Raw genomic sequence first — 24322 nt, forward strand, 5'->3', positions numbered from 1 at the left:
GCTCAGGCCTCCTCAGCAGTGATGGAGACGACGTCCTCGATGATCGGGTTGGACAGGAGGGTGTCGGCGGCCTGGCGGGCGGCGTCGAGATGCTCCTGGGTGACCGGGCCCTCGACGCTCAGCTCGAAGCGGCGGCCCTGGCGCACGGCGGTGAACTGGTCGAATCCGAGCCGGGGCAGGCTGCCCAACACGGCCTTGCCCTGGGGGTCCAGGATCTCGGGCTTGGGCATGACCTCGACGACGATGCGTCCCATCGGTGCTCCTCGGGGATGGTGGGTGCTTCGCCGCTCAGACTACCCGCTCCCTGCGGCGACGGCGGACCAGGCGGGCGGCCCGCTGCACGCGTCCGGATCTCCGCGCGTGGATCAATGCCTCACAGGCGGCCCAGCCAGTCCCCCGCCAGGTAGACCGCGACGATGCCGCCCAGGGCCAGCGCACCCGTGGCGATGAGCCAGGCGGGCCCCAGAACCAGGGCGATCACGGCGCAGACCACGGCCCCGGCCATCATGAACCCGCCCACGGCCCCGGCCACGCCCGCCGGGGCGTGCGAGGACTGGTCCACGGTGGAGGTGCCCATGATGGGCCTGGGCCCGGAGTCCACGGTGGCCTGCGGGGGCGCGGAGGCGCTGGGACCGGCGCCCAGGAGGCGGTTGGGGTCGGCCACCTCCACGGTGCCGGCGGTCAGGCCGGCGGCGGCGTCCACCAGGCGGGGCTGCCAGCGCTCGGACTCGCGGCGCACGGGCGTGCCCCCGGCCCAGGCGAGGTATCCCGCGGCGGACACGAGCCCAGCCCCGAACAGGACCGCCACGAGCCACGGCGGGATCCACAGCTGGCCGGCCTCGGCGTTGCGCGCCAGGTTCATGGCGGAGACCGTGGCCAGCGCCAGGCCCACCAGGGCGAAGAGCACGCCGCTGAGCCTCTGCGTGCGCACGGCCGCCGGCCAGGGGGTGGCGCCCCGGGCCGTGCTGGCGGGGCGGGCGCGGCCCACGCCCCAGTCCGGGCCATCACCGGGGGCGGGCGCGCTGCGCCGCGGGGCCGAGCCGCGGCCCACGCCCCAGTCGGGGCCGTCGTCGAGCACCTCGGGGTCCTCGACCGGGGCCTGCCGGCGCCCGGGTCGGGACTGAGCCGGGCGGGAGGTCCCCCAGTCCACCGGGCCGCGCTCGTCCTGGGGACGGGTGTTGCGCGGAGTCATGCCATCACCTGCCCCAGGATGGAGGCCAGGCCCAGGGCCAGCAGGACGAAGCCGGTGGCACCGGCCAGGAGCTGGGTGACGCGCACCAGGGCCTCGCCCGTCGTCGTGCCGGCCAGGCGCTCATCGGCGGCGCGCCCCAGTCGGGTGGTGGCCAGGGCGGAGGTCACCGGTCCGGAGACGACGTCGATCGTGGTCAGCTCGCGCCGGCCGGTGGACTCGGGGATGACGACGTCGGTTCCCGGGATCCTCAGGGCCACCAGGTCGCGGCCGGGGGCGGCCGGCTCGGGGCGGGATTGGCCGCGCCGACCCTCGGGCCGGGAGTCGCGGCGTCGGGCCAGGGCCGCCCGGGCGCGGTTGCGCTCCAGGCGCAGGCGGGGGGCGTTGACGACCAGGGAGCGGGCGGGAACGCGCAGCAGGGCGAGCATGCCCGCGCCCACGAGGATGAGGGCGCCGCCGCCCAGGACGCGGGAGGCGCCGGTGGCCCCCAGGGCGCCGCTGATCGCCGCCGACAGCGCCAGGACGACCACCAGCAGGGCCAGGACGAGGGCCACCGCGAAGCCGGGCCCGGGCTTGAAGGCGCGCGTCGCCACGGGGGCAGGGGTCGTCTCGGGGCCGGGCTCGGGGCCGGGAGGGTGGTGGGCGCTCATGGTCGGGGCCTCACACCGCCAGGGCGGTGCCGGTCAGGAGGCGGTAGGCCTCCAGGTAGCGGCTGCGGGTGCGCTCGACGACGTCGGCCGGCAGGGGCGGGGGCGCCTGGTCCCCGGAGCGGTCCCAGCCGGAGTCGGTGGTGAGCCAGTCGCGCACGTACTGCTTGTCGAAGGACGGGGTGGGGCGGCCGGGCTGCCAGGCCTCGGCGGGCCAGAAGCGGGAGGAGTCGGGGGTCAGGACCTCGTCGCCCAGGACGAGGCGGCCCTGGGCGTCGGTGCCGAGCTCGAACTTGGTGTCGGCCACGATGATGCCGCGCTCAGCGGCGATCTCGGCGGCCCGGGCGTAGAGGGCCAGGGTGGTGTCGCGCAGGTCGGCGGCGGCGTCGGGCCCCACCATCTCGACGACGCGCTGGAAGGTGACGTTCTCGTCGTGCTCGCCGAGCTCGGCCTTGGCGGCGGGCGTGAAGATCGGCTCGGGCAGGCGGGAGGCCTCCGTCAGGCCCGCGGGCAGGGGGATGCCGCAGACGGTGGCGGTGGCGCGGTACTCGGCCAGGCCCGAGCCGGTGAGGTAGCCGCGGGCCACGCATTCCACGGGGTGCATGTCCAGGCGGCGGCAGATCATGGCGCGGCCGGCGACCTGCTGAGGGACGTCGAGGGAGACCAGGTGGCTCGGGACGATGTCGGCCAGCTGCTCCAGCCACCACACGCTCAGGGCGGTCAGCACGGCGCCCTTGTCGGGGATGGGGGTGGCCAGGATGTGGTCGTAGGCGCTGATGCGGTCCGAGGCGACGACGAGCAGCACGTCCTGATCGGCCCAGGGGCCGCCGGCGGCCGGGGTGTAGACGTCGCGGACCTTACCGCTGGAGCGGTGCTCCCAGCCGGGCAGGGCGGGAGCGGCGGGGATGCCGGGGATCGACGGCGCAGACGGCGCGCAGGCGCCGGAGACTGCCGGAGAGGAGCTGTCGTGCTGACTCATGGGGCCATCCTGCCACCCCGCCGCTGCCTTGGGTGCTGCGTGCGCCGCAGCAGCGGCGCAGCGGCGCCGCACCGCGCGCCCAGGCTGGCATTCGGTGCTGGCGGTGGGGCCTCCTGAGCAACCTCGCCTACTCCTGGGGCAGGCGGGTCAGGGAGTGGTTCATGCGATCGCGCTTGGTGCGCAGGTAGTCGACGTTCTGCGGCCGGGCGTCGATCTCCAGGGGCTCGGAGCCCACCACCTCGATGCCGGCGGCGCGCATGGCCTCGACCTTGATCGGGTTGTTGGTCAGCAGGCGGATGCGCCGCAGCCCGAGCCCGCTCAGGACCGTGGCCGCATCCCGCCAGTCCCGCGCCTCGCCGGGCAGGCCCAGGAGCTCATTGGCCTCCACCGTGTCCGCCCCCATCTGCTGGAGCCGGTAGGCGCGCATCTTGTTGACCAGCCCGATCCCCCGACCCTCATGGTTGCGCAGGTAAACCACGGTCCCGCCCTCCTGCTGGATGCGCGCCAGGGCGGCGGCGAGCTGCTGACCGCAGTCGCAGCGGTGGGAGGCGAACACATCCCCGGTCAGGCACTCCGAGTGCAGGCGCACCAGCGGCACCTGGCCCGGCTCGCTCCCGGGGGCCGAGAGCGACATGTGCTCGGCATTGCCCACATTCCAGGCCACCGCCTCGAAGACCCCGTGCTCGGTGGGCAGCTCGATCGGGTCGCTGCTCAGCCGACCCGAGGCGCGCCCCAGGTAGGAGACGAGCCGCTCAATGGTCAGCAGGGGCAGGCCGTGAGTGCGCCCGAACTCCTGCAGGTCGTCCATGCGCATCATGGAGCCGTCGTCGTGCACCACCTCGCCGATGGCCGCCACGGGCTCAAGCCCGGCGATCCGGCACAGGTCGATGGCGGCCTCGGTGCGCCCGCTGCGCTCCAGCACCCCGCCGTCGCGCGCGATCAGCGGCAGGACGTGACCGGGGCGGTAGATGCTGTCGGCGGTGGCCTGGGGGTCGGCCAGGACCTGGACGGTGCGAGCGCGGTCGGCGGCGGAGATGCCGCTGCTGATCCCCTCGACGGCGTCGCAGCTGACCGTGTAGGCGGTCCCCCTGGGGCCCTGGTTGTCGGACACCATGAGCGGCAGCCCCAGCTCGCGCGCCCGCTGCGCCGTCAAGGGGGCGCAGATGTAGCCCGAGGTGTAGCGCACCAGGAAGCCCATGGTCTCGGTGCTGATCAGCTCCCCGGCCACGATGAGGTGGCCCGCGCTCTCCTGATCGTCGTCGGTGACGATGACGGGGCGGCCCGCGGTCAGGGCGCTGATGGCCTCGACGACGTCCCGGAACTCCCCGACGATCCCGCTGGGTCCACTCATGAGTCGGCCCCCTCTGCCTGCCCTGCCCGGCAGACGGCCGGGGATCCGCCGTCGGCCAGGGCGGTGCGATCAGCGGTGCTGGTGAGGAGCCGGGAGGCCCCGGGGCGGGCCATGGGTGCGGTTTCCAGCACGGTGCCCGTGCCGGCGATGATTCCGGTGAACATGGGGGTCCTTCCTGCTGCGGTATCAGCGGTGGTCGGCGGGGATGGGATTCGCCGGGGCGGCGATGTAGCGCATGACGAGGTCCTCGCCCAGCAGGGCGGGGGCGCCGTCGGGATGGAAGCGGTGGGCGTCGGCCAGTGTGCTCACGCCCAGATCGCCGACGGCGCTGCGCCCGGCCCCCAGGAGCAGGGGCCCGAGGTGGACGAGGAGCTCATCGACGAGGTCGGCGACCAGGAAGGAGGTGAGGACGGTGGCCCCGCCCTCGATGAGGACGTGGCCGACGCCGCGGTCGGCAAGGGTGGCGAGGGCCTGGCGGGGGTCGCGGGTGGGCAGGTGGAGCCAGTTGTCGTCGGCGCGCAGGGCGGCGGTGGCGGGGACGGGGCGCAGGCCCATGACGCAGCGCAGGGGCTGGTGGGGCGTGGGCTGCTGGGCGGTGGGATGTTGGGCTGACGGCTGCTGGGTAGCCTCCTGGTGGGCGGCGGAATGCTGAGCCGCCGGCTCGCCGTCGAGGCGGGCGGTGAGGCGGGGGTTATCGGCGGCGAGGGTGCCCGAGCCGACGAGGATCGCGTCCACCCGGGCGCGCAGGGCGTGGCCCTGGGCGCGGGCGGCGGGGCCGGTGATCCACTGGCTGGTGGAGTCGGCGGCGGCGATGCGCCCGTCCAGGGTCATGGCGGTCTTGGCGGTGACGAAGGGGCGGCGGGAGCGGGCGCACTCCAGCCAGCGGGCGTTGAGGGCGGTGGCCTCGGCCGCGAGCAGGCCGCTGCACACCTCGACGCCGGCAGAGCGCAGGGCGTGGGCGCCGGTGGCGGCCTGGGGGTTGGGGTCGTCGATGGCGTGGATGACGCGGGGGATGCCGGCCTCCAGGATGGCGCGGGTGCATGGTGGGGTGCGCCCGGTGTGGCTGCAGGGCTCCAGGGTGACGAGGAGCTGGGCGCGGGTGAGGTCGGCGCCGGCACGGCGGGCGGCGGCGATGGCGTCGACCTCGGCGTGGGGCGTGCCTGCGCCCCGGTGGTGGCCGACGGCAACGATCTCGTCGTCGATGAGGACGGCGGCGCCCACCAGCGGGTTGGCGCCACGGGGGCCGAGCCGTGCGGCGTCCAGGGCTCGGGCCATGGCGTCGCGCTCGGCCGGGGTCCAGGCGTCGTGCTCGGCTGGCGCCCCAGCGGGGCGGCCCTCTGGGGGTGGGGGGCATGCTCCAGCGGTGCCCATCTCGTCTCCCCTGTCTCGATGAATGATTAGGGTGAGGATAGGCCAGCGCGATAGCCCGGTGCACGGCGCGCTGGCTCCGTGTGCCGTCGGGGGTTGCGCCTACCAGCGCCCGGGTCGTGGGTCTGGGATGCGGGGAGCGGAAAGGTGGAGGAGACCAAGGCAACTCCAAACGAACCAGCGATCATGGAATTTTTTTCCGCTTCCGTGGACAAGTTGAGGTTACATCGCGTATCTTCGTTCCATGTTGCTCGACGTCACCGTCTCCAACTTCCGGTGCTTCGCCGACGAGGCGCCCCTGTCCTTCGTGGCGCCATCACTGCGAACCCAGACTCCGCGACCGCCTCAGACCTGGATCACATCCACCTACCGCGCCGCAGCCGTACTCGGAGCCAACGCCTCGGGCAAGTCCACGATTCTTGACGCTCTCCAGGTCCTGGGCGCCGCGGTAGCCACCCCGGGCACCCTGCTCTACCACCCTCACGCGATGGCTTCCGCCGATCGCCCCACGACGTATGACGTCAACTTCACGGCCGACAACACCCGCTACCACTACGTGGTCGAGGCCCTGCCGTGGGGTATTCGATCAGAGACCCTGCGCTCCTACCCCAAGGGCACGTCGCGCCTCATGTTCTCCCGAGAGCAGAGCGGCCCGGAGGCCACCGTCACGGTCAAGACCGGTCCGAGCCTCAAGGGCCCCACCGCAGAGGTCAAGCGCCTCCTGACCTCGACCGACCTGATGCTGGCCGTCGCGGCGCGCTACAACCACTCCACCCTTCGACCGATCGCGCGCAGCATCCGCTTCGGAGCCGGCATCGTCGGCGTCAACCGCAGCGAACAGGGTCGGGACGCCTGGATGCAGTGGGTGATGTCCCGCATGATCGAGGACCCCCAGCACTGGCCCGGCATCGTTCGGGCACTCACCCAGATGGCAGACCTCGGCATCACTGACGTCGAGGTCCGCGAGCGGGAGATCCCACCGGAGCTCCTGGCGCGCCTGCGGGCACTCCTTGCCGCCGATGCCGAGGACGCTCCCTCTCAGATCCCCGAGGACGCCCTGCCCACAGTCATGCGCTCACTGGTCTTCACCCATGCCGCCCAGGACGGCTCCGCCTTCGAACTCGGAGTCGGTTCGCAGAGCACCGGCACCATGACCTGGCTCGCCACGGCCGCTCCGGCCGTAGCAGCTCTGGCACGGGGCGACCTCCTGGTCGTCGACGAGCTTGATGCCAGCCTCCACCCGGCGCTTACTGCGGCGGTCATCGAGATGTTCAAGAGCCCGGAGCTCAACACCACAGGCGCGCAGATCCTCTTCTCCACTCACGACACGACTCTCCTGGGCAACTCCCCGAAGAAGATTCTGGATCCCGGTGAGGTCTGGTTCTGCGAGAAGCGGGGCGCCTCGAGCGAGCTGTTCAGCCTGGACGACTTCGACTCGCGCCCGGGCAACAACGAGCAGAAGCGCTATCTGGCAGGTCGATTCGGCGCGATCCCGGACGTCGACTTCTCAGAGGTCCTGGCCTCCATCGACCTGTCATCGGCCTTGCCACGGGAGGCCTGAACTGTGGGCAGGAGTATCCAGCGACGGGGCAGCAGAAGGCGGACCCGAACAACGCTCCTCCTCGTCACCAACGGCGCGAAGACTGAGAAGGCCTACCTCGAAGCCCTCAAGAAACAGGTCTCTCACCAGTCGGGCCTCAGCATCAAGACGAGCTGGCAGGATGGCAAGGAGCCTGAGACCATCCTCGAGGATCTCCGACGGTCGCGAGGAGGCCTTGACGAGGTCGACGAGGTGTGGATCATCGTCGATCACGACGGGCAGGACCGCCGTAGGTTCCTCGACGCGTGCCGCCGCGTCAAAGGCACCAAGGTCTTCGGCGTCATATCTGTGCCCTGTTTCGAGGTCTGGCTCAACGCTCACTACGAGCAGGTGCGCCGGTACCAGGATCAGGAGCAAGCGCAGCGTCACTACCGTGAACTCACCGGACTATCCGCCAGGCAGGGCAAGGCCCTGCCCCAGGACTTCCCCTTCAACCGTTCAGCGGAAGCCGCGGAACGGTGCTGTCTCCAGGGCACGTCTCTCCCAGGGATCAACATGCAGGGTCCGTGCCCGTCGACGACGATGCCGCACCTGCTGCGGCGCCTCGGTCTGCTGTAGTCCGCTGGGGTCTTGCTGCGGCTCAGACCCCTCGCAGCGACACTCGCCAAGGTCCTGGCTCGCCAGTTTGTCCACCGTGAACAACTTTAACCGCCTCCGCACGCGACCTTGCCACCAGGAAACGCTCTGACCTGCGCATTCGCAATCGCGGCATACGGCGGCGGGTCTTAAAGTTGTTCACGGTGGACAAGTCCTGTCCGCGGAGCCTTGAGCCCCCACGCCCGTCTCCGGGGCACCGCCCGGTCACATCTCGATCACTCCCCGGTGGTGACTCGTGACGATGCCCGGCACCGGCCTCGCGCCGCTTAGGATCATCCCCGTGACCACGGCCGCTCCCGCTCCCTCCTCGCTGGCTCCCCCAGGCACCGGGGCTCAGGGCCTTGACGTCGCTCCCGGCTCGGTGGTGCGCGTGCGCGACGAGGAGTGGCTGGTCACCCAGGTTGTCACCACGACCGACGGCATGCTCCTGACCGTCCAGGGCCTGTCCGAGCTCGTGCGCGACACCACCGCCCAGTTCAGCATCGGCCTGGACACGATCACCCCGGTGGACCCGCGCAGCACCCGCGTGGTCGCGGACACCTCCAGCCGCCACCGCCTGTCGCGCCTGTGGCTGGAGGCGACCCTGCGCAAGACCCCGCTTCCTGCCTCCTCCACGGACCTGGCGGTGGTCGGCGACGTCCTGGCCGACCCACTGCCCTATCAGCTGGCCGCGGCCCGCCAGGCACTGGACCCCGCCAACCTGCGCCCGCGCATCCTCCTGGCCGACGCCGTGGGGCTCGGCAAGACCCTGGAGATCGGCATGATCCTGGCCGAGCTGGTGCGCCGTGGCCGCGGAGAGCGAATCCTCATCGTCACCCCGCGCCACGTCCTGGAGCAGATGCAGCACGAGATGTGGTCGCGCTTCGCCCTGCCCTTCGTGCGCCTGGACTCGCTCGGCATCCAGCGGGTTCGGCGCTCGGTGCCGGCCACGCGCAACCCCTTCTCCGTCTACCACCGGGCGATCATCTCGATCGACACCCTGAAGTCAGACCGCTACCTCAGCCACCTGCGGCGCCAGCGCTGGGATGCCGTCGTCATCGACGAGTCGCACAACATCACCAACCGGGGCACGCTCAACAACCGCCTGGCCGACGTCCTGGCCCGCCAGACCGACGCCCTCATCCTGGCCTCCGCAACCCCGCACAATGGCGACCCGCGCTCCTTCGCCGAGCTCATCCGCCTGCTGGAGCCGACCGCGGTCCACCCGGACGGCACGCTGGATGAGGAGGCGGTGCGCCGGCTCGTCATCCGCCGCCACCGCCACTCCCCGGAGGTGCGCGACGTCGTGGGCGGCCGGTGGAAGGAGCGGCTCACGCCGGTCAACCGGCTGGTGGAGCCCTCGCCCGCGGAGGACGCCGTGGCCGCGGAGCTGTCCCGCGCCTGGCTGCACCGGCCCGACGGCGCTGCGGCCCCGGGCCTGTCCCCGGGCCAGGCCCGGGGCGGGGACGCCTTGTTCTCCTGGACACTGGCCAAGGCCTTCCTGTCCTCCCCGGCCGCTCTCATCCAGACCATCGATGAGCGTATGTCCAGGCGCCGCTCCCGCGCGGCGAGCCAGGAGGCGCTGGCCTCCTCGGAGCAGTCCCGAGCCCTGGCCCGTCTGCGCGAGCTGGCCGCCTCGGCGAATACGACGAGCTCGGGCAAGTACCGGGCCCTGTTGGAGGAGCTGGCCCGCATTGGGGTCGGCCCGCGCTCCACCGAGCGCGTCGTCGTCTTCGCCGAGCGCATCGCGACCCTGACCTGGCTGGCCACCCACCTGCGCCGCGACCTGGGTCTGCCTGAGGAGGCGGTGCGGGTCATGCACGGCGGCCTGTCTGATGTGGAGCAGCAGGAGATCGTCGAGGCCTTCCGGCAGTCGCACACGCCGGTGCGCATCCTCGTCACCGGCGATGTCGCCTCGGAGGGCGTCAACCTGCACGCCCAGTGCCATGAGCTCATCCACTACGACATCCCCTGGTCGCTCATCCGCATCGAGCAGCGCAATGGGCGCATCGACCGCTACGGACAGGAGACGTCGCCCCAGATCACGACCCTGCTGCTCAGCCCCTCTGATCCGGGTTTCTCCGGTGACGTGCGCGTGCTCACGCGCCTCATGGAGAAGGAGGACCAGGCGCACCGGGCGCTGGGCGACGCCGCCTCCCTCATGGGCCTGTACTCCGGGGAGAAGGAGGAGAAGGCGATCCGTGAGGCGCTCCAGGCGGGGACGGATATCGACGACGTCGTCCCCGACGTGGACCAGGCCCTGGACCGCGACCCGATGGCGGCGCTCTTCGCCCGCCTGACCGGGACGGCGCAGGCGGATGAGGAGAAGGATCCTCACGATGCACAGCCTGCTGCTGACCGCGCCCTTGTCCCGGCGCCGTCGGCGACCAGCACCCTGTACGCATCGCAGGTGGACTACCTGCGCCAGGCACTGACAGAGCTCTACGAGAGGCCTGAGGAGAAGGCAGACGCGGCAACCGGCGGGGGCGGAGTCTCCTGGCGGGAGCACGGTAGCGAGCAGGTGGCCGAGCTCGTACCGCCGCCGGGGCTGCGCGCCCGTCTGGCGGTTCTGCCGCAGTCCTACCTGCAGGAGCGCAGGGTGCAGGAGCATCTGCTGCTGGCCACTACGCCCCGCAAGGGCGCGCGTCTCCTGGCGGAGGCGCTGCGGGATGACTCGGATTCCTCGTGGCCGGAGGCCCACTACCTGGGACCGCTGCACCCGGTGCTGGACTGGGCAGGCGACCGGCTTCTGGCGCGCCTGGGGCGTTCCTCGGTCTTCGCGGTTCACGGCTCGGTGGAGTCGCCAACCGTCCTGCTCCTGGGGACTTTGACGAACCGGGCGGGTCGGACGGTGTCCATGGTGAGTGTGAGCGTGGCCTTCCCCTACCTGGATGTGGAGGCGGCCCGCGCCGATATCGCGGCGGGGCACACGCTCACCCCCGTCTCAATGGTCACGGTGCATGACTCTCCGTCGGCCATGCTCGCTGCGGCGGGCATCGAGCAGGAGCAGACGAACACGGGGGCGGTCTCCGACGTGGGGCTGCTGAGTGCGCTCATCGCCCCGGCGGTGGATGCGGCGCAGGATCAGATGAGCCTGACGATGAAGGCGGCAGCGGAGACAGCCCGGGCACGGGTGGCGACGTGGGCCGAGCGCGCGGACTCCTGGGACGACGACGCGGGCCGCCTCATCCAGAATCGCCACCTGCGCTCCCAGCGTCGCAGTGTCGATGAGGAGCGTGAGCTCATCGCGAAGCACTCGCCCGCCCACACCTTGATCCGGCCGCTGCTGGTTGTGGTGCCGCGGGATGTCGCCGGGGACGCAGAGGAAGGGGGCCGCTGATGGCGGTGTCGGACGCGCTCGTCGTGGGCGAGGACTGGATCAGCGAGCACTACTTCACCACGGAGACCACGAAGGGGTCCTTCCTGGCCCGGGTGCTGGAGCGCCGTAAGGAGTGGGAGGCGCTGGAGAGGCCCGCCGACGGCGCCGCCCCGGTGGGGACTGCGCGCTCGCGCTTCCGCTCCGCCCGTCCCCGCCTGGAGGAGCTGCTCGCGGCTCTCCCGGCGGCCGACGACGAGGCGGCGGGCGAGGGCGCCCCGGTCACTCTCTCCGCTGCCGCACTGGATGCTGCCGCTGAGTTGGACACGCTGCTGCGCGAGGTCCTGGGCTTCGCCTCTGCCGAGTACCGGCTCACCGAGTGCGGTCCGGTGACGCTGGTGCGTCCCGTCGGTGATGACGGCCCGGCCCCGCTGGCGCTGGTGCGGGCCCGTCCGGCGGCCACGATCGAGGACCTGCTGGTCAAGGACGACCTGACTCTGGCTGAGCCCTGGGAGCCGGTGGACCTGGAGGACCCGGCGGCGTCGGCCGTGGAGGGGGCCGAGCCGGTGGAGTCTGTGTCCCGGGCGCTGTCGGCGCTCATGACCGATGAGCACGGTCCGGCCTTCGCCCTGGTACTGGCGGGGCGGTGGGCACTGGTCGCGGACAAGGAGCGGTGGCCGGAGGGCCGGTGGCTGGCGGTGGACGTCCAGCTCGTCGTGGAGCGCAATGAGGTCCGGCGCGGCGGCGAGGTGGAGCGGGCCCTGGCCTGCCTGGAGGCTGCCTCCCTGGTTCCCGGGCCGGAGGGCGAGACGTGGTGGGCGGCGACCATGGCGGACTCGGCAGCCCACACGGTGGGGGTGTCGAGGGATCTGCGCGAGGGTGTGCGCTCCTCGATTGAGGTCATCGCCAATGAGGTGGTGCGTCGTCGCGCCGCCCAGGGCCTAGCCCCGCTCCCCCAGGACCAGGCACAGCCGCTGGCTCTTCAATCGCTGCGCTTCATCTACCGGATCATCTTCCTGCTCTACGCCGAGGCGAGCCCGGAGCTGGGCGTGCTGCCGGTGGGGGCCGCGGAGTACGACGCCGGCTACGGCCTGGAGCGCCTGCGCGAGCTGTGCCTGCGGGAGCTGCATGAGGAGTCCTCGCAGTCGGGCACGCATGTCTATGAGTCCCTGAGCCTGCTGTTCCGCCTGGTGGACCGCGGTCACAACGCCCAGGCGGCAGCCGGCGAGGCCTTGGAGGAAGCGTTCGACGGCCTGGTCTTCCAGCCGATGCGCGCGGACCTGTTCCGCGACCAGGCCACGGCCCTCATCGATGAGGTGGGCCTGGGCAACGCGGCGATGCTGCGGGTGCTGCGCAGCCTGCTGCTGACCAAGGAGGGAGGCAAGGCCGGGCGCGGCTTCATCTCCTACGTGGAGCTGGGGATCAACCAGCTGGGCGCCGTCTATGAGGGACTCATGAGCTATTCGGGGTCCTTCGCCACCGAGCGCCTGTGGGAGGTGGCGCCGGGCGGGGATGCCTCGAAGGGCTCGTGGGTGGTGCCCGAGGATGTCATGGAGGGCCTGGAGGCCCAGGACTTCGTCATGACGACCGACGAGTCCACCGGGGAGCGCCGGAACGTCACCTATGAGAAGGGCGAGTTCGTCTTCCGGCTCTCGGGGCGGGACCGGCAGCGGTCGGCGTCGTTCTACACCCCGGAGGTGCTGACCCGCTTCACGGTGCAGCAGGCGCTGGCTGAGCTGTTGGATCAGGACGGGCATGTCACCACTGCTGAGGAGGTGCTGGGCCTGACGGTGTGCGAGCCGGCGCTCGGCTCGGGGGCCTTCGCGATTGAGGCGGTGCGCCAACTGGCGGAGCAGTACCTGTCCCGCAGGGAGCGCGAGCTGGGCGAGCGGGTGGACCCGGAGGAGCGTCCCCGTGAGCTGGCGAAGGTCAAGGCCTTCCTGGCGCTGCACCAGGTCTACGGGGTGGACCTCAATGCGACGGCTGTGGAGCTCGCGGAGGTCTCCCTGTGGCTGGACACAATGGTGGAGGGGCTGGCCGCGCCCTGGTTCGGGCTGCGGTTGCGGCGCGGCAATTCGCTGGTGGGGGCGAGGCGCGCCCTGTACTCGGTCTCCCAGCTGAAGAAGCGGGCGTGGCTGACGAACGCGCCGATCCCCGAACCGCTGCGCGCCGTGGCTGAGGCCATTGACGCCGACGACGGCGCCGCTCACCGCCTGGGTGGCGCCTTGGATGTGAGTGGCCGCATCCATCACTTCCTGCTGCCGGCCAAGGGCTGGGGCAGTGCGGTGGAGGTGCCCAAGCAGGTGCGTGACCTGGTGGATGCTGACCGGCTGAGGGCTGTCAAGACCTGGCGCAAGGAGATCACCAAGCAGCCGAGTGCGGCTCACACCAAGCGGCTGACGGCGCTGGCGCGGCGCGTGGAGGTTCTGTGGGAGTTGACGCTGCGGCGCCTGCGGGTGGCGGAGGCGGAGGCCTCCCGGCGGATCGACCTGTGGGGACGGGAGGCGGCATCCGACGACGGCTCGACGGTGAGCCGGGAGGAGATTGAGGCCTACCTGGCGGACCCGAGTTCGGCCTACAGGCGGCTGCGCCTGGTCATGGATGCGTGGTGCGCCCTGTGGTACTGGCCGCTGACCACGAGTGTTCGGCCGCCCTCACTGGAGGAGTGGATCGGGGCCTTGGAGGGGCTGCTGGGCTATGCCGGAGCGGCCGGCCCGGCGAACGCCCAGACCCTGGATGAGGCGACAACCTGGGCAGAGCTGGCCGACGCCGAGGACTGGGACCTCCAGTTCTCCAGCGCCCGTCGCGTGGAGGAGGTGGCGCGGGACAATCCATGGCTGACTGTGGTTCAGCAGCTGGCCGCCGAGCAGGGCTTCTTCCACTGGGAGCTGGACTTCGCCACGGTCTTCGCCCGTGGTGGCTTCGACCTCCAGGTGGGGAACCCACCGTGGGTGCGGCCGCGCACGGACGTCAATGCTCTTCTGTCCGAGGGCGACCCGTGGTGGACTCTGACCAGCAAGCCGTCGGTTGCGGCGAAGGGCGAGCGCATGCCGCTCACTCTCGCCCGCGACGGTGTCCGCGAACTCGTTGTTGATGGCACAGTGGAGGTCATCGTCCTGTCCGAGATGTTGAGCGATGCCTCGGCGTACCCCCTGCTCAGCGGCCAGCCGGACCTCTACCGCGCCTTCATGTGCCAGGTCTGGGAGCACCAGAACAAGCAGGGCATCTCCAGCCTCATCCACATGGAGAGTCATTTCACGGATGCCAAGACTCCTGAGTTGCGTGCCGCTACCTACCGACGTCTACGTCGCCATTGGCAGTTCATCAACGAACTCCAACTCTTCGACATTGATCATCACAACGCATACGGCGTCCATGTCTACAGCTCCGAACGAGTGTCGGCATTCCTGCATGCGACCTCGCTCTACCATCCTGACACAGCCCTCCGCTCCCTCCTTCATGACGGGAGTGACGAAGAGCCAGGCTTCAAAGATCCTCATACGGGCACATGGGACCTGCGCCCGCACGCGTCTCGCATCCAGCGTGTTGACGAGTCGGTGCTCCGGACATGGCAAGCGGTGACTGAGGCTGAGGACTGGCGATCGACCCCCATGGTCTCGACCGTCAATTCGGCCGCAGCTCGGACACTGGCGATGCTGGCATCACATCCGCGCATCAGCAGTCTCGGGCTTGAGTTCTCGCGCGGATGGGATGAGTCCATCGACCGCCAGAAAGGTCGTTTCGTTCAGCGGTGGGGCGAAGCGTCGTGGGAGGACGCGATCCTTCAAGGCCCTCACATCCATGTGTCGACGCCTCTGTATAAGGCACCGAACGCGACGATGAAGCACAATCAGGACTGGACCTCGACGGATTTCGAAGCCCTGCCTGCGGATGCGCTGCCGGTCACCCAGTACAAGCCTGCGGGCGACCGCACCACCTACGACCGCCTCTACACCCACTGGGGCGACTCCTCCGCCCGCGACCACTACCGCATCGCCTGGCGCACTCAAGTGCCTTTGACTGGAGAGAGAACCCTTGCCCCCGCAATGATTCCACCCGGTTCAGCCCACGTCGATGGAGTGTTCTCCGCAGGGCTATCGCATGGCAGCACCCGCCAACTCGCAATCGCAGCCGGAGGCTTGAGCTCACTCCTAATCGACTTCTACGTTCGCTCACGAGGTCTCTCCCACATACGAGGATCGGCTGCCAACTCACTCCCCACCATCACCTTCGAGTCCCCCCTCGCGAACCGAATCCTTTCACGCATCCTCCGCCTCACCTGTGTCACGAAGGCTTACGCGGATCTGTGGACGGAGTGCTGGGAGGATGCCTTCCTGGCTGATGAGCCGATCCTGGAGCGTCATGACGAGCGCCCCATCGGCCCCGAATGGGCTCCTGATGTGCCGCTGCGTCGTGCGGAGGACCGCCGCAACGCCCAGGCGGAGATCGATGTCATGGTGGCGGCGATGCTGGGCGTGCCGATAGAGGACCTGTGCACGATCTACCGCACCCAGTTCGCTGTGCTGTACGACTACGACCACGGCCGTGGCCAGGGGGCTTACCTCTATGACGCGAACGGCAGGCAGGTGCCGACTCCGGTCCGCCAGGCCTGGCAGAAGCGCCAGCGCCCGGACTCGAATGATGCCATGCCGTTATCTGAGCGCACCCACACCCACCCCGGTTCGGGAGTAAACTACACCTACAACCTCCCCTTCCACACCCGCGACCGCCAATCCGACTTCCGCCACATCCACGCCTCCTTTACCCATACGACATAAGGTCGGCGCCACGCGAACCACATCTCCATCACACGACCGATCAGTGGACAAGACAGGCGACATATGCATCTCAAGCGCATAGAAGTTATGGGGTACCGTGCGTCCGCTAACGTACCAATCGTTTGTGAGCTGAGCGGACGCTTCTCTCTGATCCTTGGCGCCAATAACTCCGGGAAAACGACGATCAACGAGGCAATCGCTCTGGCCCATCCACGTCGCTTCCCTCGACTCGCACCTATCGACGCAACAGCCTTGGGAGCCGCGCCGCGGTCAGTTCGCGTAGAGTACGAATTCGAAGCCGACTCGTCTCGCGAAGGCGCATTTGGACAGTATCGAAAGCGGCATGGACTCGCAGCGCCACGGTGGAGCCGTCCCCTTGAACGTTCACTCGGCCAGGTCCGCGCAGGCCAGCCCGTCGAGTTGGCCGACGAGCACAACAGCATTCGGCTCGTACACCTACCGGCTCTGCGGAATCCAGTCGACGATCTCTCAAGACGCGACGCCCGTATCCTCCTCGAACTGCTCCGCGCCGACGAACGTAGACACCCGGAAACCGGCGGACTTCGATCTCTACGAGCCCAAGCCGAAGGCATGCTTGACTCACTCACCAGCCACTCACTCGTGAGGAGCGTCGAAGACCGCATCGCTGAGAACCTCAAAATCATCAGCGGCGGAGTCCAGGAGCATCACGCATTCGTAGGCACACAGACAGTCGATGACACCTACCTCGCCCGAGTGTTCGAAATGCTCGTCGCGCTCATCCCAGACCGCGCGACCGCCCGGCGCTTGCAGGTGTCTAGCCTGGGCTATGTGAACCTGCTTCACATAGCCATCACCCTCGCCGGCATCCCAGATGCAGGAAGCACCTTACCGCCCGATGATCCGTCGAGTGGCAGCGGCGATGCAAACGAAGACGTAGGGAGCGATGATGAACGTGTCGAGGCTGCAAGAAAGAGGCTCGCCCAGACGCAAGAGGCTGCGGATACCGATGCAGATTCGTTCTACCCGGAGCTCTTCCACGCCACGGTCTTGATTGAGGAGCCAGAAGCTCACCTTCACCCACAGCTTCAGTACGGCCTCATCCGCTATCTGCGCACCCTAGTCGAGGATCGCCCAGACATTCAGGTCATCGTGACGACGCACTCTACTGATCTCGCCGCCGCCTGCGATCCCGAGGAACTTGTCATCGTGCGAAAGGACGCTGAGAACCGCACAGTTTCACGCCGGCTCGCGGACCTCCCATTAAGCGACGACCTCAAGACCAGGTTGTTCCAGCAGACTCGTCTGCACCTTGATGCAACACGGTCAGCCGCCTTGTTTGCAGATCGAGTTCTCATCGTCGAGGGAGTCACGGAGGCCAGCATCCTCAGACTGCTCGGGCGGGCGTGGGCAGGTAACGACACACGACGAATCGGCTTCATCGACTCTCTCGCGATCCTTCCAGTCGGCCACAAAGTTGGGGAGTGGCCGATCCGCCTACTCGCGACACCTGGCCACGAGCTTGTCGTCCGCGTTGCTGCCATCGCCGACACGGACCGGCGCGGTACACCGCTGCCCGAACCACAGCCACCGGCCTGGCACACAGAGCTCGACCCGAGCTCCGCACGCTTCTACTGGTCCCGACCAACGCTGGAGCCCTCACTTGTCAGCGGGAACGAAGTCCTCATCAAAGACGCTTTTACGGAATGCAACCTCGTCGCTCCTAACCCAGTAAGCGCCGAGACTATCGACCGGTTCTTTGCGAACCAATCGAGGCACAAGGCCAAATTCGCGCTCGCACTCTCCCGGCTGATCGACCAGAATCTGAGTACTGTCGTCATCCCAGATCCCATCACCGCCATGTTCACCTGGCTCTACGACGGCACGGAACCAGGCTCGTCTCTCGCGGACGACATCATCTGAGCGCACCGATGATTCGGCTAACAAACACCCAAGTGCTTGCCGCTGCCGCTCCTGATCGACTCGTCAATGTCATCTCAGCTCCCGGTAGCGGCAAGACGACTATCGCCGCCGAACGCTACGGCTACTTGCGATACCAGACGAGTGATCTTCGCGGCACTCTTGGCCTTACCTTCAACCGCGCCGCAGCCGTGGAACTGCGCCGCCGGATTGACTTTCGCTGGGGCGCGAACTGTATCAAGCCACCACATCGCGTTATCACCTTCGACCACCTCCATGTCGAATTCCTCACTCATCTCCTCAACGGAGGCAAGATCACATGGCCGAATGGCGTTACTACCCTCGATGTCCGCGATGATTACCGAGGTGTCAAGGGTTTCCGTTTCCTTCAAGCCGGAAACTACGTTCGCGTCGCAGGCCTCGACAACAGACGTGTGGTCGTCTCCCAGAGCCGCAAAGTGACAAAACCGGAGTCAGGTATCGGTAAGGTCGACCACCATCGAGCAGTACTCAACGTGGGGACGGTTAGCCACGAAGATATTCGCTCGATTCTTTGCGCGGCCATGCAGGTCGACGAGCTGCAGCAGGTCGCGGCCGACTGGCTGTCTGCGAACTATCGCGCGGCTATCATCGACGAAGTGTACGATGCGGACGATCTCGATCTCCGCGTTGCCTACCTGGCCGCCGAAGCCGGGCTGTCGGTCACCCTCATTGGCGATCCCCGGCAAGCACTCTACAAGTGGCGAGGCGCGAAACCGGAGATTGTGGAAAGACTGTTGGAAGGCACGTCCGATCAGTTCGTTGCGTACGAGCAACCAGAGTCCTTCAGGTTTGTCGGCGAGCAGATGCCTGACCTGGCAACGAATCTACGTGCCGGCGTCGGTGCAACTCTACCTCGCACTGATAGTAGCGAGGTTGACGTCGCACTCGCCCGAAATTGGAGACAACTGTGGTCTGTCGGCGATAATATCCTTCCGCTCGCCTTCAAGACGGTTGATAACACGACGGATGCGGCGATGAACCTTCTCCTTGACGTTGTCACGCGTGCCCGCCTCGGCACGTCATCGCACGGGCGCGAAGGGGCCATCATGAAGTTACGTCTCGATCGCGAGCAGTTTCAGGCTACGCAAGATGAGTTCTTTGCACCACTTATCGTAAAGTTATGTGCTGGCGAAGATGAAAGTCAAGTCCTTGGAGACCTTCGTGAAACTATCAAGAGTCTTGGCGGACACAAACCGATACGGCTTCCCGATAAGGAGGCCACTTTTCGACAGCAACTTTCTCAGCTTGCGGCTAGATTGAACCAAACAGCAGTAATTCCTGGCCTTACCGTCTTTCAAGCAAAAGGACGAGAGTGGCAACGAGTTGGAGTCGTGCTTTCCGAAGACCAACTCGCTGCGCTTGAGTCGGGACTTGAAGTAATAGAAGAGGAGCACTGTATCACTTACGTAGCGATCACCCGAGCCAAACGGTTCTGTGGCCTCTTGTCCACCACTCCGAGTTCCGCGACTGCCCAACTCCAACTCGACATGTAGATCTGTTGACCTTTTCTTCGAAAGCGTAGATGTAAAGCGATGGTCCAACCCCAGAATTAATAAGGTTTTCGGGCATTTTCTGATGTGCAGCCCCGAAGTATTTATGGTACCAGCGAAAACCTAGAGGAGCTGAATTGGGATCACAGCAGTACCGCAGAGAACTTGACCGCAAGCGGAAGCAACGCGTCGAGGCGGAGAAGAAGGCTGTTGAGTACCGGAATAAGGAGTCGCAGAAGCGTGCTGAAGCGGATAGGGCACATCAAGAGGCAATCAAGACCAAGAGCGCATCAGCACAGAAGGCAAAGATGAGCCGAGCTGCCCAGCGCGACCGAGATGCCGCGTCCGCCGGACGCGAAGCTAACAAATGGCAGAAGAAGGCCTCCGACTATCGGAAACAGGAAGTGAATCTTCAGACCAAACTTGCGCGAGCAGAGCACTCTGAGGCCGAAGCAGCGGAACGCAAGCGTAAGCGAGAGCAAGCTGAGACCGATCGACGCACAGCCGCAGAACGCGCTGCAATTGAAGTACGCTTCGACCGCACTGAACATGCTGTCGGGGAAGTGCTCCGGAAACTACGAGCACCCAAGCCAGAGAAGTTGCGTGTGCTGTTGCTCGGAGCGTCCTCCGAAGGCGATCTGCGCGTCGGTCGGGAGCAGAAGCGCATCCGATCCGCAGTCGAGTCTGCGCTGCACCGGGACCTGATCGAGCTCGATGTCCGTCCTGCCGCGACCGTGAATGATCTGCTGGATGGCATTACTAGGTTCCGTCCACATGTTGTGCACTTCTCCGGTCACAGTAGCGAAGATCTCATCGTCTTCGAACGCGACACCGATGTGCTGCACAAGGGGCAGGACGTCACTGCGCACGCTTTCTTACGCGCGATCGCGGCCACCGACGACCCACCACTGCTCGTGCTGCTCAACGCCTGTAATTCCGCTGCTCAGATCGATCAACTCGTCGGTGACGCGGTCCCGTTCGCCATCGGAATGGCTGACAGCATCAACGACGAAGATGCCATTAGCTACGCCGCACGGTTCTACGCTTCCGTAGCGAACGGGCAGTCGGTACGCTCAGCGCATCTGTCCGGACAAGCTGCACTTGAACTAGCCGGCCTCGACAGTACTGAGCTTCCGATTCTCGCCTCAGCTACAGACGTCGATCCTGGAGTCACGGTCCTGGTAGAGTCCGTCGGCTAACGATGCGCCCTGGGTTTCAATCTGCGATCAAGAGGCAATGGACGCTGGGGCCTGATGGTGAGTATGTAATGCTTCGACTTCCACCCGGGTGCGGTAGTTGAGAACTGGACCGTCGAGTGTTTTTCGGACTGTTCTTGTTTTGTTATTATGCGACGATTTCGGGGCTCTATAGTTTGCGTTCGGCTTCGTTCGAAACGCGGCGGTAAGGCTCTGAATGAAGGCGTTTATAGTTGTACATCAATTCAATCCAGGTTATGACAGCCCGGATGGCGCCGGCGGGCAGCCGGAAGGAAGACAGGACCAGAGCGAGCCAGGTCACGGCGACGACCATGCTCTTCTGCGTCTGCACGCGCTGCTCCTCCCACCCCTGTCAGACAGCCTTCGGGGGCAGCGCAGCACAAGGCGGGCGCGGCTGACTCAAAAGCGGATCGTGCTCGCGCTCGTCGTCCGGCAGGTTCATCGCCGTGCGCAGCAATGAGAGGGTCCGCTCGACAGTGCGCCCTCGGTCGGTCCCCTTCTTGACCCGCTTGAGCTCAACGGGAACAACGCGCTCTCGCGTCACGATCTCCACATGCTGCCCGGAATTCTTGAGCCCGGAGTCGACGACGTAACGCAGGTCCGTCAGAGGCGACAGGCCATCCAGCCCTTTAGCCGTCACCAGATCACGACGTGTCACGAGCCCCCACCGACTCTTGGTGACGACGAGATGTTCGGAGCTCTCACCGATCTCCACCAAAGCGAGAAGACCCTCGCCTGCTGGAAGCAGCCACCGCAGCGCCTCGCACAGGTTCTCCATCACGTCGGCGTCTCCGTCCCAGATCTCGGGGACCAGTGGCTCAGGCGCGGCGAGGCGCGCGTCGTTGAAGGAGTCGATGGCTTTATCGATCATGCCGACGGCTTCACGAAGCGTCGGTCTCTCGGACCTCCCCTCGATCCCAGGAACCGGGACCTTGGCCAGGACGCCGCTAGCCTTATCCTCGACGAACCTCTTCACTTTACCGGCACGATCCGGGTTCTCCTCGTCGACCAGGATGAGATGCGCTCGCGACCGGAGGAAGGGGACAGCCGCCATCACCTCCGCCTCACGCCTGTACAGGTCACTCTGAAGCTCCTGAACCCGATGTCTCATCAGGACCTCCTCCGTACCCGCGGCGGTGAGCGCACCGATAGTCATGAGCCCGACGAGATCACACGCCCACCACACCGCGACAAGCGCACCGAGGTCGGAGGCAATCCGACCGCGCGCGTCGATCAGCGCCGCAGCACTCTGCGTGCTCCCCTCCTGGTGTTTCTGAGCCTCACTGAGGTACCGCTGGTACATCTTCCCCAGGTCGCCGCGACCGGCAAGCGTGTCGATCCTCTTCCGCGTCTCAGCGTCGTCGAACCCGCACTCGCGGCTCTCCTCATACGTATTGCGCACATCATGGAGAAGCGCCGTGAGGTCTGCGCGATCCCGCTCCACCAGCTCCGCGCGAAGCGCGTCGATCTTGCTCTCGATTCGTGCTGCCGTGGATGCGAGCGCGTATGCCTGGGCGCTAATCGCAGCGAGTGCCACGGCAGGTCCCAGGCCCGCAAGGACTGTCACCGCCTGCGCGCTGGTGGCGGGGAGCCACCGGACGGACTGCGTGAACCTCCCTCCCCCGCTGGCCAGCGTCCCAAGGTTCCACCCGCCCGAGACGACGGGGCGGTGGTCCTGAGCGCCTGGTGCGTCTCGGGCGCCAGCCTCACGAGCCCGCGAGCGCGCAGTGCCGACTGCGCCCCCTGTGCCACGAGATTCACCCCGGTCAGAGAGCCGGCGATCAGACCTGTCAGGTCGGGCACACGCGCGGCATCGACGTCGAGCACCTCGGCGCCGTCGAGAGCCTCCAGGTCGATCCCTCCGTAGGCGGCCAGCACCCCGGGCAGGACCTCGATGAGCGCCCCCGTGGGCTCCGATTCGGCCACCAGCGACCCGTCGGGCCCAGCGTTACCGCTATCGGCCGTCGTCTCGTTCATCGCCATGTCCGCCCTCGGCTCGCGTCCCGGTGTTCTCCAACATCCCATCCTCGCACCCGGTGGCGACCCGTCGGGCATCGAACCAAAGGGCAGCCGCCGGCCGCACCACTTCTCCCCAACCCCGCCAGGTCGTACGATCGGCGTACGCAATAGACGGAGTGGTTTCTCATGCCCATCACCGACGCCATGCGTACCCGGCACGTGGTGCGCCAATACCTTGATACTCCCCTCGACGACGTCGCCGCTGCCCTGCTAGCCCGCGTCGAGGAGGCCAACGCCTCCCACGGCACGGACATCCGCCTGCTGGCCGGCAGCGCGCGCGTCTTCGGACCGCTGTGGGGCACGGTGCGAGCCCGTAGCGTGCGCAACTGCCTGGTCATGGCCGGCCCGGACACGCCTGACCTCGACGAGCGACTCGGTCACGCCGGCGCTGGCCTCATGCTCGCCGCGCAGGAGCTCGGGCTCAACACATGGTGGGTCGGCGGGACCTTCTCCAAGAGAGCAGCCGCCAGGGCCAGTGGCGCCACGGGGCGGGTGGTCGCCGTCGTCGCCCTCGGTTACGGCGCCACCCAGGGCACCGCGCACGACTCCAAGCGCCCCGAGGAGGTCGCCTCCTACGAGGGCGAGCCCCCAGCGTGGTTCACTCAGGGGGTCGAGGCGGCACTGCTCGCGCCGACCGCCTTCGGCAAGCAGGCCTTCACCCTGGCCGGCAGGGACGGCGAGGTGATGATCACCTGCGAGGAGGGCGACTACGCGGGCCAGGACCGCGGCATCGTCAAGTACTTCTTCGAGGTCGGCGCCGGCCGCGACAACTTCCGCTGGGCCTCTTGACCAGTCCTGCCTCTCGGCGGGCGCACGCCCCTGCCGCATGACCCGCTTCTCAGCGATGCTGGACGCCTGCGTGCTCGTCCCAGTGACGCTCGCCGACACTCTCCGGAGGCTCCCTACGGAAGGGAAGGGCACGGGGCATGCGACCTACTTGTCATCATCCCGATCAGCAGGATCACGTTGGCTGTTGCTGTCGAGGCAGTCGCGTCCGGCGTCGGTGAGCCGGTAGCGCTGGAGGCGGCTGGTTGGCTTGTCCGGGATCGTCCGCTCCAGCGACCCGGCGTCCAGCAGCGGCTGTACATGACGGTTGAGGGCACGGGTCTGATTGACGATGCCGAGTACCTCCATCAGCTGCGCCCCAGCCCCTGGGACAGGTGCCAGGACATCGCGGTCGGCTCCAAGGGTGACAGTTGCGCAGGCATCCTGGCCCGGCCCCGGGACGGAATGCTCGGCTGGTCACATGCCCAAGTGGAGCCCGCGCCGCCGACCTGGCTGTCGGCGAACACACACCTCACGGGCTTTCAGTTTTTTCGATTTCTTGGTTACTGTGTGTGTCATGAGCGCTACGACCACGATGACGCACTCGACGACCCTGCCCCCTGAGGACCTCGAGCCCATGCTCGACCTGTCCCACTTCCTGGACCAGGTGACAGAGCCGGCCGCGCTTCTCGGGCCCGACGGTCAGACCGTCGGCCTCCCATTGGAGGCTTACCAGGTCCTCAGTGACGTCGTCCGCGCCATGTCGCAGGGCCGAGCGATCACCGTCGCGCCCGTCGACCAGATGCTGACGACCCAGGAGGCCGCGGATTTCCTCGGCATCAGTCGCCCTACCCTCGTCAAGCTCTTGGAATCCGGTCGAATCCCCTTCGAGCGCCCCACAGGAGGCAGGCACCGCCGGGTCCGGCTCGTTGACGTCGTCGAGTACCAGCGCCAGTCCGCCCAGGAGCGCAGCGACGCCTTGGACGCCATGACTCGCGAGGCGGTCGAGGCTGGCCTGTACGACACCACCGCAACGGACTACACAGCCGCCCTGCGACAGGCCCGCAAGGGCTGACGGGACGACGC

At 67.6% G+C, this 24322-nt stretch carries 20 protein-coding genes; 9 read left to right on the top strand and 11 right to left on the bottom strand.

The window, feature by feature from the left end:
- Nucleotides 1-2: 2 nt before the first annotated feature.
- The 7 genes from EL266_RS01505 to ribD form a co-directional block, all read right to left on the bottom strand.
- Entirely contained in the window at nt 3-254 is a 252-nt protein-coding gene (locus tag EL266_RS01505) for a phosphoribosylformylglycinamidine synthase subunit PurS (protein ID WP_026426686.1), read from the bottom strand.
- Nucleotides 255-373: 119 nt separating this feature from the next.
- A complete protein-coding gene (locus EL266_RS13555; protein WP_232012076.1) occupies nt 374-1192 on the bottom strand; it encodes a PsbA protein in 819 nt (272 codons plus the stop codon).
- The gene (locus tag EL266_RS01515) at nt 1189-1839 is read right to left on the bottom strand and encodes a hypothetical protein (protein WP_026426684.1); all 651 of its coding nucleotides are present in this window, start codon (nt 1837-1839) and stop codon (nt 1189-1191) included. The genes EL266_RS13555 and EL266_RS01515 overlap by 4 nt, the downstream gene beginning before the upstream one ends.
- A gap of 10 nt (nt 1840-1849) precedes the next feature.
- Nucleotides 1850-2815 carry a phosphoribosylaminoimidazolesuccinocarboxamide synthase gene (locus EL266_RS01520; protein ID WP_026426683.1) on the bottom strand — a complete coding sequence of 322 codons (966 nt, stop codon included), beginning with the start codon at nt 2813-2815 and terminating at the stop codon, nt 1850-1852.
- A 127-nt stretch (nt 2816-2942) separates the two neighbouring features.
- Complete coding sequence (gene ribB / locus EL266_RS01525; protein ID WP_051281056.1) at nt 2943-4166, bottom strand: 3,4-dihydroxy-2-butanone-4-phosphate synthase; 1224 nt, start codon at nt 4164-4166, stop codon at nt 2943-2945.
- Nucleotides 4163-4330 (bottom strand): riboflavin synthase family protein, encoded by a 168-nt coding sequence (locus EL266_RS13350; protein ID WP_156907640.1) that lies wholly within the window; start codon nt 4328-4330, stop codon nt 4163-4165. Before EL266_RS13350 ends, ribB begins: the two co-directional genes overlap by 4 nt.
- Before the next feature lie 22 nt (nt 4331-4352).
- Nucleotides 4353-5537 (bottom strand): bifunctional diaminohydroxyphosphoribosylaminopyrimidine deaminase/5-amino-6-(5-phosphoribosylamino)uracil reductase RibD, encoded by a 1185-nt coding sequence (ribD, locus tag EL266_RS01530; RefSeq protein ID WP_197719258.1) that lies wholly within the window; start codon nt 5535-5537, stop codon nt 4353-4355.
- Nucleotides 5538-5778: 241 nt separating this feature from the next.
- On the opposite strand from ribD, the gene EL266_RS01535 reads away from it, so the two are divergent.
- From EL266_RS01535 to EL266_RS01565, 7 genes are all read left to right on the top strand, one after another.
- Nucleotides 5779-7095, top strand: a complete 1317-nt coding sequence (locus EL266_RS01535; RefSeq protein ID WP_026426681.1) for an AAA family ATPase — start codon at nt 5779-5781, stop codon at nt 7093-7095.
- Between the two features lie 3 nt (nt 7096-7098).
- Nucleotides 7099-7692 (top strand): RloB family protein, encoded by a 594-nt coding sequence (locus EL266_RS01540; protein WP_026426680.1) that lies wholly within the window; start codon nt 7099-7101, stop codon nt 7690-7692.
- Between the two features lie 319 nt (nt 7693-8011).
- Nucleotides 8012-11050: a helicase-related protein gene (locus tag EL266_RS01545; protein WP_232012077.1), complete on the top strand. Its 3039-nt coding sequence runs from the start codon at nt 8012-8014 to the stop codon at nt 11048-11050.
- On the top strand, nt 11050-15804 hold the full coding sequence (locus EL266_RS01550; RefSeq protein WP_026426678.1) for an Eco57I restriction-modification methylase domain-containing protein: 4755 nt from the start codon (nt 11050-11052) through the stop codon (nt 15802-15804). The genes EL266_RS01545 and EL266_RS01550 overlap by 1 nt, the downstream gene beginning before the upstream one ends.
- 420 nt (nt 15805-16224) lie before the next feature.
- Entirely contained in the window at nt 16225-17706 is a 1482-nt protein-coding gene (locus EL266_RS01555; protein ID WP_169719943.1) for an ATP-dependent nuclease, read from the top strand.
- A gap of 32 nt (nt 17707-17738) precedes the next feature.
- Nucleotides 17739-19238, top strand: a complete 1500-nt coding sequence (locus EL266_RS01560; protein ID WP_169719942.1) for a UvrD-helicase domain-containing protein — start codon at nt 17739-17741, stop codon at nt 19236-19238.
- A gap of 134 nt (nt 19239-19372) precedes the next feature.
- Nucleotides 19373-20434, top strand: a complete 1062-nt coding sequence (locus EL266_RS01565; RefSeq protein WP_026426675.1) for a CHAT domain-containing protein — start codon at nt 19373-19375, stop codon at nt 20432-20434.
- Between the two features lie 166 nt (nt 20435-20600).
- Here the strand turns inward: EL266_RS01565 and EL266_RS01570 are convergent, their stop codons facing one another.
- From EL266_RS01570 to EL266_RS01580, 3 genes are read right to left on the bottom strand one after another with little or no spacing between them, the layout of a single operon-like run.
- Nucleotides 20601-20783: a hypothetical protein gene (locus EL266_RS01570; RefSeq protein ID WP_026426674.1), complete on the bottom strand. Its 183-nt coding sequence runs from the start codon at nt 20781-20783 to the stop codon at nt 20601-20603.
- Between the two features lie 21 nt (nt 20784-20804).
- Complete coding sequence (locus EL266_RS01575; RefSeq protein ID WP_026426673.1) at nt 20805-21989, bottom strand: hypothetical protein; 1185 nt, start codon at nt 21987-21989, stop codon at nt 20805-20807.
- Nucleotides 21990-22015: 26 nt separating this feature from the next.
- A complete protein-coding gene (locus tag EL266_RS01580) occupies nt 22016-22429 on the bottom strand; it encodes a hypothetical protein (RefSeq protein ID WP_126412045.1) in 414 nt (137 codons plus the stop codon).
- Nucleotides 22430-22615: 186 nt separating this feature from the next.
- Between EL266_RS01580 and EL266_RS01585 the strand changes: the two genes are divergently transcribed.
- A complete protein-coding gene (locus EL266_RS01585) occupies nt 22616-23260 on the top strand; it encodes a nitroreductase family protein (RefSeq protein WP_232012078.1) in 645 nt (214 codons plus the stop codon).
- A 144-nt stretch (nt 23261-23404) separates the two neighbouring features.
- On the opposite strand, the gene EL266_RS01590 is transcribed toward EL266_RS01585, so the two are convergent.
- A complete protein-coding gene (locus EL266_RS01590) occupies nt 23405-23605 on the bottom strand; it encodes a Fic family protein (RefSeq protein ID WP_026427387.1) in 201 nt (66 codons plus the stop codon).
- A 208-nt stretch (nt 23606-23813) separates the two neighbouring features.
- Here EL266_RS01590 and EL266_RS01595 point away from each other — a divergent pair, with 208 nt between their 5' ends.
- Nucleotides 23814-24311: a helix-turn-helix domain-containing protein gene (locus EL266_RS01595; RefSeq protein ID WP_026427386.1), complete on the top strand. Its 498-nt coding sequence runs from the start codon at nt 23814-23816 to the stop codon at nt 24309-24311.
- Nucleotides 24312-24322: the final 11 nt, after the last annotated feature.

It is taken from the genome of Actinomyces slackii (assembly GCF_900637295.1).
GTDB lineage: Bacteria > Actinomycetota > Actinomycetes > Actinomycetales > Actinomycetaceae > Actinomyces > Actinomyces slackii.

What these genes read in the sequence shown, in the direction of transcription:
- EL266_RS01550 (WP_026426678.1), top strand. Translation starts at nt 11,050, where the DNA reads ATGGCGGTGTCGGACGCGCTCGTCGTGGGCGAGGACTGGATCAGCGAG.
- EL266_RS13350 (WP_156907640.1), bottom strand. Translation starts at nt 4,330, where the DNA reads ATGTTCACCGGAATCATCGCCGGCACGGGCACCGTGCTGGAAACCGCA.
- EL266_RS01515 (WP_026426684.1), bottom strand. Translation starts at nt 1,839, where the DNA reads ATGAGCGCCCACCACCCTCCCGGCCCCGAGCCCGGCCCCGAGACGACC.
- EL266_RS13555 (WP_232012076.1), bottom strand. Translation starts at nt 1,192, where the DNA reads ATGACTCCGCGCAACACCCGTCCCCAGGACGAGCGCGGCCCGGTGGAC.
- EL266_RS01595 (WP_026427386.1), top strand. Translation starts at nt 23,814, where the DNA reads ATGAGCGCTACGACCACGATGACGCACTCGACGACCCTGCCCCCTGAG.
- EL266_RS01505 (WP_026426686.1), bottom strand. Translation starts at nt 254, where the DNA reads ATGGGACGCATCGTCGTCGAGGTCATGCCCAAGCCCGAGATCCTGGAC.
- EL266_RS01535 (WP_026426681.1), top strand. Translation starts at nt 5,779, where the DNA reads ATGTTGCTCGACGTCACCGTCTCCAACTTCCGGTGCTTCGCCGACGAG.
- EL266_RS01585 (WP_232012078.1), top strand. Translation starts at nt 22,616, where the DNA reads ATGCGTACCCGGCACGTGGTGCGCCAATACCTTGATACTCCCCTCGAC.
- EL266_RS01580 (WP_126412045.1), bottom strand. Translation starts at nt 22,429, where the DNA reads ATGAACGAGACGACGGCCGATAGCGGTAACGCTGGGCCCGACGGGTCG.
- EL266_RS01590 (WP_026427387.1), bottom strand. Translation starts at nt 23,605, where the DNA reads ATGGAGGTACTCGGCATCGTCAATCAGACCCGTGCCCTCAACCGTCAT.
- ribB (WP_051281056.1), bottom strand. Translation starts at nt 4,166, where the DNA reads ATGAGTGGACCCAGCGGGATCGTCGGGGAGTTCCGGGACGTCGTCGAG.
- EL266_RS01520 (WP_026426683.1), bottom strand. Translation starts at nt 2,815, where the DNA reads ATGAGTCAGCACGACAGCTCCTCTCCGGCAGTCTCCGGCGCCTGCGCG.
- ribD (WP_197719258.1), bottom strand. Translation starts at nt 5,537, where the DNA reads ATGGGCACCGCTGGAGCATGCCCCCCACCCCCAGAGGGCCGCCCCGCT.